We start from the raw sequence: 13,889 nt of genomic DNA on the forward strand, positions 1-13,889 counted from the left end.
TTTCGCTATAATTTTATAAAGTTCCACCACATAATTAAGGGTCATTTATGATATAATAATATAGAATATATAATAATATACATATGAGACTTTCACAGGCTTCATGGTGAAAGTCTTACTTATTAATAGGAGACTTTATGAAATTAACTAAAATGCATGGTCTTGGCAATGATTTCATCCTCTTTGCCGACCCTCAAGGTGCTAACAAGGACTATACTGATTTGGCGATTCGCCTTTGCGATCGTCGTACTGGTATCGGTGCTGATGGTCTTGCCATTCTAGTTCCTTCAAAAACCTGTGATGTGCGCATGCGCATCATCAACTCTGATGGTAGTGAAGCAGAAATGTGCGGCAATGCAATCCGTTGCTTTGCCAAATATGCCTATGAACACGGAGAAATTACTAAAGAAACTTTCACCATCGAAACCTTGGCCGGTGTAATGAAACCTACCTTAACCATTGAAAATGGCATCGTAATACTAGTTACAGTAGATATGGGCAAACCATTCTTTAACAGCAAAGATGTACCTATCAACGTGGATATGGATAAGGTTATCGACGTAGACCTCGATGTAAACGGCGAAACAGTAACGGTAAGCTCCGTATTACTCGGCGTGCCTCATACAGAGGTGTATATCAATGACATTACAAAGGCGCCTGTAACGACACAAGGTCCTATCATTGAAAAACACGATGCATTCCCATCCAATACAAATGTTAACTACATTGAGGTAGTGAACAACAAGCACATCAAGGTTCGCACATGGGAACGCGGTGCTGGCGCTACACTAGCATGCGGTACAGGCTCTTGTGCTTCTGCTGTTATGTCCTTTGAAAAAGGCTTAACCGGTCGCGAAGTCGATGTAGAGCTTTATTTAGGAACATTACATATTTCATACTTGGAGGATGGCACGGTGCTCATGACTGGCCCGGCTGAGGAAGTCTTCGAAACAGAACTTCCTATCGATTAAAATGAAGTGGTTACAACTCATATTAAATGCGTTTCTAAAGTATCAACAAGGCCGTTCTCTAATGCCGAAAAATACGGAGTCGCTCATAGGTTTACTCATATCTATCCTCGTCATTATCATCACCGTAGCTAACGGTATTGCTATTGGTTACGCCTTGATAGTGGTATGGTGCATCATGGCCTATGTATTCTATCGCAAAGGATACCAACGAAAAGAACTGCTAAACCTATCATGGACAGGTGCTAAAAGCTCGATTGTAGTAATACAAATATTCTTGCTTATCGGTTGGCTCATTGCTATGTGGCAAGCAGCAGGTATTATCCCTATGATTATCGCCACCGGCATCGACTTGATTGATCCGTCCCTCTTTATTGCTTGTGCCTTCTTATTAACAGCGATTGTTAGCATGATATTAGGTACAGCTTACGGTACTGTAGGCACCATAGGCATTGTACTCATCACGATGGCAAGAGCCGGTAATATTCCAGAGAATATCGTAGCTGGTGCCATTATAGCCGGTGCATACTTTGGTGATCGCAACGGCCCATTGTCATCTAGCGCATCACTGGTAGCAGCCTTAACACATACTAAGATTTCTAGTAATATACCAATTATGTTTAAAGCGGGACTACCTGCACTTGTTATTTCTACAGTGCTCTACCTAATACTGTCCCAGTGGTTTCCTCTAAACTATGAAAATAGTTTGTTATCCGATACAATCCACTTTATCTTCAATATTGATTGGACATTGTGGATTCCAGTGATTATCGTCATCGCTTTATTGCCTTTGAAAGTATCTATCCGTTGGCCTATCGGCCTCAGCGCATTAGCCGCAGCCATTCTGGCTTATACAAATCAAGGAGCTACTCTTTCCGATTTAGGCTGGTATACCTTAACAGGATTTGAACTACCACATTATAATCCACTAGCAGACATCATTCATGGCGGTGGATTGCAAACAATGTTCATCCCCACCCTATCTATCTTTATGGCCACTGCCATTTCAGGCATGCTCGAAGGGGTTGGCTTCTGGAATGATGTTAGACAACTATTAGAGCGAGCTAAAACGCGGAGCGATGTATTTGCTGCCAATGTAGGTCTTGCACTCTTAACCGGCGCTGTTGGCTGTAGCCAAGCTATTGCGGTTGTAATGACACATTCTATTATGCGTATTACCTACGCTCAACGGGGTATTCAAGATGAAGATGTGATGCTCGACTTTGAAAACAGTGGCATTCTCATTGCTCCACTATTACCATGGAACATCGCTGCTTATGTACCTGTAGTTATGATAGGTACTAGTACAGCTGGCTATGTACCATTCGCCTTCTTCCTATACCTCGTACCACTCCTTTACTGGTTACGACTACGGAATCAAGATCAATCAATCATACGCTAATTACAAAATCAATCAAATTTACACTAATTACAAGATTAACCAATCATAAGCTAATAATTTATCTTAAAGGGGAATTTGTATGATTTACACCATTACCTTTAACCCAGCCCTCGATTACATCGTACGACTTGAGCAACTCAAGACTGGTACCATTAATCGCACCACCCAAGAATACGTTCTTGGTGGCGGCAAGGGTATCAACGTATCTATCGTACTCAACAACTTGGGCATGGATACAACGGCACTCGGTTTCATCGCAGGATTTACAGGTGAAGAAATCGTAACGCAGCTCAATAGCTTCGGCGTAAAAGAAGATTTCATCCGTCTTCGCGAAGGTTTAACTCGCATCAATGTTAAGGTGAAAGCCTCTGATGAAGAAACAGAGATCAACGGCCGTGGACCAATTATCTCGGATGACGAATTAGAAGCACTTTACAAACAGCTCGATACATTGACAGATAAGGATACACTAATCCTTGCAGGCAGTATTCCTTCTAGCTTACCAAGCGATATGTACGAGCTCATTATGGAGCGCTTACAACATAAAAACATTCGTATCGTCGTAGATGCTACAAAGGATTTACTTACACGAGTATTGCCATATAAACCGTTCTTGATTAAACCTAACAATCATGAGCTTAGCGAAATCTTTGGTCGACCCCTTTCTACAAAGGAGGACCTCGTAGAAGCTGCCAAAGCATTGCAAGAGAAAGGCGCACAGCATGTGCTTATCTCCATGGCTGGTGATGGGGCGATCTTGGTCGCAGCTGATGGCACTGTATATACGAGCCCTACCCCTAAGGGAACGCTCGTAAATTCTGTAGGCGCTGGCGATTCCATGGTAGCAGGCTTTATTACAGGCTTTGAAAAGACAGGCGACCTACAAGAGGCTCTATACTGGGGTATCTCTAGTGGCTCTGCCTCCGCTTACTCTGAAAACCTCGCTACACTGGCAGAAGTAGAAGTATTACTTTCACAAGTACGAGTTAACTAGTTTTACATTTTATTTGCATCAAGGAGTACACATATGCAAATCACTGATTTATTAAAACCTCAATCCGTCCTGCTAAATGCAGACCCTGTTACAAAGGCTGACGCCATTTATACCTTAGGGGAATTAATGGAAAAAGGCGGCAACCTCATCGACAAAAGTGAGTACTTAGCAGCCGTTTTTGCTCGTGAAGAATCTGGCTCTACCGGTCTTGGTGACGGCATCGCTACACCACATGCTAAATCTGCAGGTGTAAAAGAAGCAGGCCTAGCAGCTATGGTTGTGCCTCACGGCGTAGACTTCGAAGCACTCGACGGTCAACCTTCTCGTTTATTCTTCATGATTGCTGCCCCTGAAGGCGCTGCAGACACTCATGTAGAGGTATTGAGCCAATTAGCTATGATGGTTATCGATCCTGATTTCAAAGAAGCCCTTATCGCTGCACCAACTGTAGAACGTTTCTTAGAACTTGTAACAGCTAAAGAGCAAGGTAACTTTGACCCATCCGTTGAAGGATATATCAAACAGCCAGAATCTCAAGAGACTCCAAGCATTACCGATGCTATCGAAGCTAAAGCTACGGAAGCTATCGAAAAAGTGGCTCCTAAGATTTCTGTAGATACCCCGCACTACGATGTATTGGCTGTAACTGGTTGCCCTACTGGTATTGCTCATACCTACATGGCTGCAGAATCTTTAGAGCGTAAAGCGAAAGAAATGGGCATTTCCTTAAAGGTTGAGAAAAATGGTGCTTCTGGTGTTAAAGATGCTCTTACAGCAGAAGAAATCGCTCATGCTAAATGCATCATCGTCGCTTCTGATCGTCAAGTAGAAATGGCGCGTTTCAACGGCAAACCTATGATTCAAACTAAGGTTGCGAACGGTATCAATAAAGCAGAGGAACTATTAACAGAAGCAATGGCTGGCACAGCACCTGTATACCAAGCATCTGCAGCAGACCGCAAAGCGGCTGAAATCGCTGCTAGCGCATCTGACAGCGTAGGTCGTCAAATCTACAAACACTTGATGAACGGCGTATCTCACATGTTGCCATTCGTTATTGGTGGCGGTATCTTGATTGCCCTTGCATTCTTGTTCGATACATTTGATCCTGCGAACCCTAAAAACTTCGGTTCCGGTACACCTTTATCTGGCTTCTTAATGCAAATCGGCGGTGCATCCTTTGGCTTCATGTTGCCAGTATTAGCTGGTTACATTGCTATGAGTATTGCTGACCGCCCAGGTCTTGTAGCTGGTTTCGTTGGTGGCTTATTGGCTAACCAAGGTGGCTCTGGTTTCCTTGGCGCATTAATCGCCGGCTTTGCAGCAGGTTATTTAGTATTATTAGTTAAAAAATTAGTATCTGGTTTGCCTCAAGCATTAGAAGGTACAAAACCAGTTCTCTTCCACCCTGTACTCGGTGTATTATTCATTGGTGTTGCTATTACCTTTATCATCAACCCTCCTGTATCTGCACTTAACCACTGGTTAATGGACTCCTTGCAATCTATGGGCACTACTAGCCGCGTATTGTTAGGTCTTATCTTTGGTGCCATGATGTCCGTTGATATGGGTGGTCCTGTAAACAAGGCTGCTTACGTTATCGGTACTGGCGCCCTTGCTACTGGTGAATACGGTATCATGGCGGCTGTAATGGCAGGCGGTATGGTTCCTCCGTTAGCAATTGCGCTTTGTACTACATTCTTCCCTAGCCGCTTTACAGAAGCAGAACGTAAATCTGGTATTACAAACTACATCATGGGCCTCTCCTTCATCACAGAAGGGGCTATCCCATTTGCAGCGGCTGATCCAGTTCGCGTATTACCAGCTTGCATCATCGGTGCTGGTACAGCTGGTGCGTTATCTATGTTCTTCGAATGTACACTACGCGCTCCACATGGCGGTATCTTCGTAGTACCAACAATTGGTAACCCTCTTCTTTACCTTGCATCCATCGCAATTGGTTCCGTTGTGGCTTGCTTTATCTTGGCATTATTAAAACCAAGCCTAAAAAAATAATTGTGAAAGCTAGTTTAATACTAGTACATATGGCAAAAACATACATATGCTAAATAAGTACATATAGCAAAAGGACTAGAACTCTAGAGTTCTAGTCCTTTTCTTATGCAAAACACCCTATGCCATTCATGATATATGGTGTTTTTGATGCAATAAGTTATGAACTAAGCACTTTAAATTTATTTATATTTTTCCAAGTTTATCTTCTTCGTACACATCCAGTATTCATCTATTCTTCTATAAATTGTACAAATATATCGATTTATGTTAAACTATATAAATATAAATAAATTTTAAAATTATAAATTATTTTTTTCAATTCTAGTTCGGAGAGTAATTCATGAAATCATCTAGGAAACGTAAGGTTACCGCTGCATTTTTTGCAGCTGCAGCGTTGGGTGGTGTTGCCCACGCAGCCCCTACACTCAACATGAATGATTTGGTAGGTTCGAACACTACCACTGAATCAACGGCTCAAGGCAATAATAATATTGCTACTCCAGTCGTACGACCTATGGCAACTCAGCCTACCCCTGTAACTACACAATCAGTTCCAAAGGTAACACCATTAATACCGCGTGTACGTCCAGTACCTGTAAATGATATTGCAAAAGCTTTATCAGATCAACAACGGGCCGTTTCACAACCACAATATGTTGTTAACAAACAAACTAATGCTGTCATGGAACCAACATTGGCCATGCATAGCTTGATGAACGTACAACGTAAAACTGAACCTGTTACAGTACAAAAACAAGTTGATGGCAAACAGCAAGTGCAAACGACACAGGTACAACGTACTCCTGTAATGGTTCAACAAGAATCTACAACTCCTTTAGTTATTGCTAATACAACTCAAACTAAAGCCGTTGTAGCAAAACAAAAATTAACTATTCGAGATATTCAACGTGCAGAACGTGAAAGATTAGCTCAATTAGCAGCAGAAGAAGCTGCACAACAAGCAGGTACAAACCAAGTTGATCAGCAAATGGTTGCTCAAAAACAAGCTGAAGCTCAGCGCCAAGCTGCAATTCTAGCAGAACAACAACGTCAAATGGCTATGCAAGCGGAACAGCAACGGATTGCACAGCAACAAGCTGAGGCTCAACGCCAAGCTGCTTTGCAAGCTGAACAACAACGTATTGCAGAACAACAAGCCGAGGCTCAACGTCAAGCGGCTATGCAAGCTGAACAACAACGTATTGCACAACAACAAGCCGAGGCTCAACGTCAAGCGGCGCTAAGAGCCGAGCAAGAGCGTATCGCTGCACAGCAAGCTGAACAAGCTCGTATCGCTGAAGCACAACGTCAAGCTGCAGAGCAAGAACGTCTTCGTATCCAAGAAGAACAACGTCGCATTGCACAACAACAGGCCGAGGCTCAACGTCAAGCAGCTATGCAAGCTGAACAACAACGTATTGCACAACAACAAGCTGAAGCTCAACGTCAAGCAGCTTTGCAAGCTGAACAACAACGTATTGCTGCTGAGCAAGCTGAAGCTCAACGTCAAGCAGCCTTAAAAGCTGAACAAGAGCGTATCGCAGCAGAGCAAGCTGAAGCTCAACGTCAAGCGGCTATACAAGCGGAACAACAACGTATCGCAGCAGAGCAAGCTGAGGCGCAACGTCAAGCGGCTCTAAAAGCTGAACAAGAGCGTATCGCTGCAGAGCAAGCTGAAGCTCAAAGTCAAGCGGCTATGCAAGCTGAGCAACAACGTATTGCTGCAGAGCAAGCTGAAGCTCAACGTCAAGCGGCCTTAAAAGCTGAACAAGAGCGTATCGCAGCAGAGCAAGCTGAAGCTCAACGACAAGCTGCCTTAAAAGCTGAACAACAACGTATCGCTGCTGAACAAGCTGCTCGCCAACGTGCAGAAGCTGCTGCTAAAGCTGAGGCAGAACGTCAAGCGGCTATAAAAGCTGAACAAGAGCGTATCGCAGCAGAGCAAGCTGAACAACAACGTATTGCTGCCGAACAAGCTAAAGCTGAACGTGAAGCGGCACTCAAAGCTGAACAAGATCGCATTGCAGCACAACAAGCAGAAATGGCTAGACAAGCTGCAATTAAAGAAGAACAAGAACGTTTAGCTGCTGAACAATTAGCAAAAGAAGAAGCTGAATCCGCTGCTAAAGCGCAGGCTGAGGCAGAAGCAAAAGCTAAAGCTCAAGCTGAAGCTGCCGCTAAAGCTCAGGCTGAGGCAGAAGCAAAAGCTAAAGCCGAAGCTGAAGCTAAAGCACAAGCTGAAGCTGCCGCTAAAGCTCAGGCTGAGGCAGAAGCAAAAACTAAAGCTAAAGCCGAAGCTGAGGCACAAGCTAAAGCTCAAGAAAATAAATTACCTCAATCTTATGTAGATGCTCGTAATGAAGCTTCCACAAAAGGTACTGGTGTAAATGAAGAAAAAAATATTCTTTCTCAACCAATAGAACCGCCATTGCAAGCCGATACCTCTGCGAAGATTAGCCTTGCTTTCGACGTGAAGAATTACGAATCCATGTCTACTACTGTGGATAATAAGGAAATCAAATATCGCGCCTTCGAATATATCCCTTACGTGGCTAATCCAATCGATATCGATCAACAGTACATGAACATTTATGTACCAGAAGAATACTTCAACAATGGCACTATAAATGGTTACAATACGCAAACAGCCCCTATCTTCATGCCAAATGCGGTAGGTGGTTATATGCCAAGCCAAGCTATGACTCCAAAAGTGGAAAATGGCAAACCTAATAGTGTTCTTTACGCATTATCCCGTGGCTATGTAGTAGCTTCCCCGGCTACACGCGGTCGTACAAATAAAGCATCCGATGGCAACTTTATCGGTAAAGCGCCTGCAGTTATTGTTGACTTACAAGCTGCCACAGCATACTTACATGCTAACGACTCCACAATGCCAGGTAATGCAAACCGTATTATCACAAATGGTACAAGTGCTGGTGGTGCCGTATCCTTGTTACAAGGTGCTGCTGGTAATAACTCCGACTTCCAACCATATTTACAAGCATTAGGTGCTGCTACAGCAGCAACCAATGTATATGCAGTTTCTGCCTATGCACCTATTACAAACCTTGATGCGGCTGATATGGCCTATGAATGGAGCTATAAAGGTATCACTTCTTTCAATAAAGTAACAATGGGCCAAGGCGAATTGCCTCAAGCCAATGTAGTTGGTAACACAGCACCGCCACAACGCACAATGCAACGTGTGAACTTGAATGCTGATGATGTAGCATACTCCAACTTACTTAGTGAACACTTCCCTGAATATGTAAATAATTTACAATTGCATGATGCTATGGGTCGTGTATTGAAACTAGATAAAAATGGCAATGGTACTTTCAAAAATTATGTGAAAGCTTTCATCATTGATGCGGCTAATAAAGCACAAGCTAAAGGTACTGATTTATCTAAACATACATACCTTGTACGCGATAATAAAACAGGTGCAATCAAAGACATTAACTGGGAAGCTTACAACCAATTTGTAAGCCGTTCTAAAGCACCAGGTGCATTCGACTCCCGTTCTAATGACTCTGGCGAAAATAGTCTGTTCGGTACAAGTACTACAGATAATAATCACTTTACAATTACTGCTGCATTACACGATACAACACCTAACCAAGATGTATACGTAGAAAATGCAAAAATCGTTACTATGATGAACCCAATGAACTATCTCGGTTCTCCAGCAGCGACAAATGCACGCTACTATCGTATTCGCTATGGTACAGCTGATAGCAACACATCCGTAGCAATTCCATTGATCGTAGGTACACGTGCTCAAAACCTTGGGTACAACGTAGATATGGCAACACCATTTGGTGTAGATCATTCTGGCGATTACGATTTAGATGAATTATTCAACTGGATGGACAATATCGTTAAAAACGGTAGATAATCACAATTAAATACATACCATAACAAGAAAGGAGCTACCTAGTAGCTCCTTTTTCTTATAAAAAATGATTAGTAAACAAGAAAAAGCCCCTCGTTAGAGGGGCTTCATTATATTAGGAGGAAAGCAATTTATCTACTTTCACCAATCATATTTTATTACACTTCAGGGAATAAAGCTGTAGACAAGTAGCGTTCGCCTGTATCAGGAAGAATTACTACAATGTTTTTGCCTTTATTTTCAGGGCGTTTAGCCAATTCTTGAGCAGCCCAAAGAGCAGCACCAGAGGAAATACCAACTAAGATACCTTCTGTATGTCCAAATGCTTGAGATGTAGCGAATGCATCATCGTTAGTTACTTGAATTACTTCATCGTAAATATTAGTATCCAAAGTATCAGGAATGAAGCCAGCACCTAAGCCTTGGATTTTGTGAGGACCAGGTTTGCCATTGGACAATACTGGGGAATCAGTTGGTTCAACAGCCACAACTTTTACGTCAGGGTTTTGTTCTTTTAAATAACGACCTGCACCAGTCAAAGTACCGCCTGTACCAACACCAGCTACGTAGATATCTACTGTACCATCTGTATCTTGCCAGATTTCAGGACCAGTTGTTTTATAGTGAATTGCTGGGTTTGCTTGATTTACGAATTGGCCTGCTTCGATCGCACCAGCAGTAGCTGTTACGATTTCTTTAGCTTTTGCAATAGCACCTTTCATGCCAAGAGAGCCATCAGTCAACACGAGTTGAGCACCATAGCCAAGCATCAATTTACGGCGTTCGATGGACATTGTTTCTGGCATTACGATTACAACTTTATAGCCAAGAGCAGCACCAACAGCGGATAAACCGATACCAGTATTACCAGATGTAGCTTCTACGATTGTACCACCTGGTTGTAATTCACCAGATTCAACAGCTGCTTGAATAATTGCTGCAGCAATACGATCTTTAACAGAGCCACCTGGATTAAAGTATTCCAATTTAGCAAAGATATTTGCATCTGCGCCATATTTTTTACCAAAACGTGTAGCTGCCAATAAAGGTGTTTTACCAATTAATTCAACGAAAGATTTTGCAATATTAGACATAATAGTCACTCCTTATTAAATAGAACCATCCCAATTGTCATATTTTGTATCAAGCTTAGCGTAAGTTCCATCAATTACATCTTGAAGAGTTACGTTTTCTAAATAATCATGAATATAGTTTTGTAATCCTGCCCAGAAACCAACAGTACGTTCGTTGATTACTGTATCAGTACTCACCCCTTCATCAAGAGTAGAGATGATAGCCATGGATTCTTCCGTAGCAAGCAAAATTTCAATTATAGTGTACTCTTTAGGGCTTTTAGATAAGCGATAGCCTCCGTATTTACCACGAATACTATCCACTAGGTTAGCGGCACCCAAACGAGCCACAATGCCTTCAAGGTATTTCTCAGATATACCTTGTCGTTCTGCAACGGATCGCAAGGAAACCGGTTTATCTTGACCTTGCTCTGCTAAATCGATGAGAACCATCAATGCATAGCGACCTTTTGTGGAAATCCTCATATATCTTGCCTCTCTTTGTAAAAGTTAGTGCTAACACACCCCATGTTATAAAGCACTTATCCTACTTCATTTATAAAACCTTGTGTATCACTAGGAATTAATTTCATTATAGACCACTAATTTCAAAAATGCAAGAACTTATTTCCTACTTTTACAAAGGGGTATTTAAAACCCTTATATTTATTGGCCTAAGCCTATATTATTGATTTATTTTATTATATTATTAGACTTGCAATCACACCTAACGAAACATTAATTATTTTACATAACACAAAAGGACTAGCCCGAAGGCCAGTCCTTTTGCGTATAGTTTGTAGTTTGTTATATGAGGTTTACCATGATGAATTGGAGAGGGTTCATCTGGTATTGGGACTTACCGTATCGTCAGGAAAACGATGCGCGCCCGTTTTGTCATTTGAGGAGTTGTCTAGATTATTCTAGCGTTTAAGTTATTTATAAATTAGATTTTACCTACTAGATCAAGACCTGGTTTCAATGTGTCTTTACCTGGTTTCCAACGTGCAGGACACACTTGATCACCATGTTTTGCTACGAATTGAGCTGCTTGTACTTTACGAACCAATTCCTCAGCAGAACGGCCGATACCCATATCATGGATTTCAGCTGTACGAACGAAACCTTCTGGATCTACTACGAATGTACCACGGTAAGCCATAGCAGATTCTTCTTGGAATACGTCGAAGAAATCAGCTAATTCATGTTTTTTATCAGCTAACATGTAGTACTCGATTTTATTAATGCTTGGAGAAGCATCAGACCATGCTTTGTGAACGAATTCAGAGTCACAAGATACGGAGTAAACTTCGCAACCTAGTTCTTTCAATTCTGCATAAGAGTTTTGTACGTCTTCTAATTCTGTAGGGCAAACAAATGTGAAGTCTGCTGGATAGAATACGAAGATGGACCATTTGCCCAATACATCTGCAGTACTAACTTTTACTAATTCAGGTTTTTTGAAAGCATCTAGAGTAAATTCAGGAAGTTTTTTACCAATAATAGACATGTTATGTCCTCCTTCATTGAGTTCAAATGTAACAGTTATATTATTATCGGTGTACTTATCACCAAATCTATATCTATCTTTGTCTATATAATAACAAATATCATTCAATATTGCAAGTGTTATTTTTAAATTTATCGATATATTTTTCCAACTTTTTTCGATATAAATAAAAAAAGAAGAAAGATGCTCATTTCTGAGCATCTTTCTTCTTTTTCTTTACTACAACAGATTTACTATTCACCGTAGAATGATCAAAGGCGATTAAGCCTGCTATATTAGCGAGCCCACGTCGCGCTATATGACCAGTTGTAGATTGTTCTTTACCCGATTTACCATATACAAACTGCTCTAATTTAAGTGCAGCTAATATAAATATACCTATAATAGATAAAAGAGATCCCATGGCTCTACTCTATTTTTTTAGTTCCAAAATCGCATCTACGAAACCGCGGAATAATGGATGTGCATTATTTGGACGGGATTTAAGTTCTGGATGCGCTTGTGTACCGATGAAGAATGGATGGTTCTTCACTTCAATACTTTCAACTAAACGACCATCTGGAGATGTACCAGAGATAACAAGACCAGCATCAGTCAATTGTTGACGATATTCATTGTTGAACTCATAACGGTGACGATGACGTTCATAAATCAAATCTTCACCATAAGCTTCATGAGTTTTTGTACCTGCTTCTACTTTGCATGGATAGATACCTAGGCGCATTGTACCGCCTTTTTTATCTACATCCACTTGATCACTCATCAAGTCGATTACTTTGTACTTAGCATTTTCGTCAAATTCGCTAGATGTAGCACCTTCCATGCCACATACGTTGCGAGCAAATTCCATTACTGCAGATTGCATACCAAGGCATAGACCAAGATATGGAATATTGTTTTCACGAGCGTATTGGATTGTGCGGATTTTACCTTCTACACCACGGGAACCAAATCCACCAGGTACGATGATACCTTCAACACCATCAAATACCTCTTTAGGATCTACAGATGTATCATCAAGTTCTTCGGAGTCAATCCAACGAATATTCACTTTAGTACCCGTAGCAATACCAGCATGATCTAGAGCTTCAACTACGGATAAATACGCATCATGCAATGCTACATATTTACCAACGATAGCAACTGTAATGTCTTTACTAGGGTTCAAGATTTTATGAACCATTTCTTTCCATTCAGTCATATTGCAAGGGCGTTCTTCAAGGCCTAATTTTTTGATAACAATATCATCAAGACCTTGATCTTGCATCATCAATGGTACTTCATAGATGGAGCTGCAAGTTTGGTTTTCAATAACTGCTTCTGGTTCTACGTCACAGAACAAAGCAAGTTTTTCTTTCATTTCATCAGAAATGTGTTTTTCGCTGCGGCATACCAAGATATCTGGTTGAATACCAATGCTGCGCAATTCTTTTACGCTGTGTTGTGTAGGTTTAGTTTTCAACTCGCCTGCTGCATTGATGTAAGGCACCAATGTTACGTGAATGTAAAGTACATCATTACGACCTACTTCTTTTTTCACTTGGCGGATAGCTTCCATGAATGGCAAGCTTTCAATATCACCTACAGTACCACCGATTTCAGTGATAACTACATCAGCGTTATCCTCTTTACCTACGCGGTATACGTTTTGTTTGATTTCATTTGTAATGTGTGGAATAACTTGTACAGTGCTGCCCAAGTAATCACCTTTACGTTCTTTATTGATTACAGACCAGTACACTTTACCTGCTGTAATGTTGGAACGTTTACTAAGGTTAATATCGATAAAGCGTTCATAGTGACCCAAATCAAGGTCAGTTTCAGCACCGTCATCTGTTACGAATACTTCACCGTGTTGGTAAGGGCTCATCGTACCAGGGTCAATATTAATGTATGGGTCAAATTTTTGAATCGTTACATTGAAACCGCGGTTTTTAAGCAAGCGACCCAAGGATGCTGCTGTAATCCCTTTACCAAGAGAAGAAACAACGCCGCCAGTTACGAAAATATACTTAGTTGCCATGATGCCTC

Annotated in this window: 10 protein-coding genes; 5 read left to right on the top strand and 5 right to left on the bottom strand. The window is 41.4% G+C overall.

Going from position 1 to position 13,889, the window contains the following annotated elements:
- The first annotated feature begins 137 nt into the window (after nt 1-137).
- The 5 genes from dapF to ACSV5T_RS03700 all read left to right on the top strand — a co-directional run bounded on the left by dapF (nt 138) and on the right by ACSV5T_RS03700 (nt 9,278).
- Nucleotides 138-971 carry a diaminopimelate epimerase gene (dapF, locus tag ACSV5T_RS03680; protein ID WP_119207029.1) on the top strand — a complete coding sequence of 278 codons (834 nt, stop codon included), beginning with the start codon at nt 138-140 and terminating at the stop codon, nt 969-971.
- 1 nt (nt 972) lies between these two features.
- Complete coding sequence (locus tag ACSV5T_RS03685; RefSeq protein ID WP_119207030.1) at nt 973-2,370, top strand: Na+/H+ antiporter NhaC family protein; 1,398 nt, start codon at nt 973-975, stop codon at nt 2,368-2,370.
- 79 nt (nt 2,371-2,449) lie between these two features.
- A complete protein-coding gene (pfkB, locus tag ACSV5T_RS03690) occupies nt 2,450-3,364 on the top strand; it encodes a 1-phosphofructokinase (RefSeq protein WP_024064991.1) in 915 nt (304 codons plus the stop codon).
- Between the two features lie 33 nt (nt 3,365-3,397).
- On the top strand, nt 3,398-5,380 hold the full coding sequence (locus ACSV5T_RS03695) for a PTS fructose transporter subunit IIABC (protein ID WP_438320315.1): 1,983 nt from the start codon (nt 3,398-3,400) through the stop codon (nt 5,378-5,380).
- Between the two features lie 340 nt (nt 5,381-5,720).
- Nucleotides 5,721-9,278, top strand: coding sequence for a subtype B tannase (locus ACSV5T_RS03700; RefSeq protein WP_438320316.1), 3,558 nt, complete (start codon nt 5,721-5,723; stop codon nt 9,276-9,278).
- A gap of 155 nt (nt 9,279-9,433) precedes the next feature.
- On the opposite strand, the gene cysK is transcribed toward ACSV5T_RS03700, so the two are convergent.
- From cysK to ACSV5T_RS03725, 5 genes are all read right to left on the bottom strand, one after another.
- Nucleotides 9,434-10,369, bottom strand: coding sequence for a cysteine synthase A (gene cysK, locus ACSV5T_RS03705; RefSeq protein ID WP_287499547.1), 936 nt, complete (start codon nt 10,367-10,369; stop codon nt 9,434-9,436).
- 15 nt (nt 10,370-10,384) lie between these two features.
- A complete protein-coding gene (locus tag ACSV5T_RS03710) occupies nt 10,385-10,834 on the bottom strand; it encodes an RrF2 family transcriptional regulator (protein WP_004698292.1) in 450 nt (149 codons plus the stop codon).
- Nucleotides 10,835-11,294: 460 nt separating this feature from the next.
- Complete coding sequence (gene ahpC / locus ACSV5T_RS03715; protein ID WP_105089763.1) at nt 11,295-11,858, bottom strand: alkyl hydroperoxide reductase subunit C; 564 nt, start codon at nt 11,856-11,858, stop codon at nt 11,295-11,297.
- A 187-nt stretch (nt 11,859-12,045) separates the two neighbouring features.
- Nucleotides 12,046-12,261 carry a hypothetical protein gene (locus ACSV5T_RS03720; RefSeq protein WP_438320317.1) on the bottom strand — a complete coding sequence of 72 codons (216 nt, stop codon included), beginning with the start codon at nt 12,259-12,261 and terminating at the stop codon, nt 12,046-12,048.
- A 9-nt stretch (nt 12,262-12,270) separates the two neighbouring features.
- Nucleotides 12,271-13,881 (bottom strand): CTP synthase, encoded by a 1,611-nt coding sequence (locus ACSV5T_RS03725; protein ID WP_119207062.1) that lies wholly within the window; start codon nt 13,879-13,881, stop codon nt 12,271-12,273.
- Nucleotides 13,882-13,889: the final 8 nt, after the last annotated feature.

This window comes from Veillonella sp. ZSJB6 (assembly GCF_051549505.1).
In the GTDB taxonomy this organism is placed as follows: Bacteria; Bacillota; Negativicutes; order Veillonellales; family Veillonellaceae; genus Veillonella.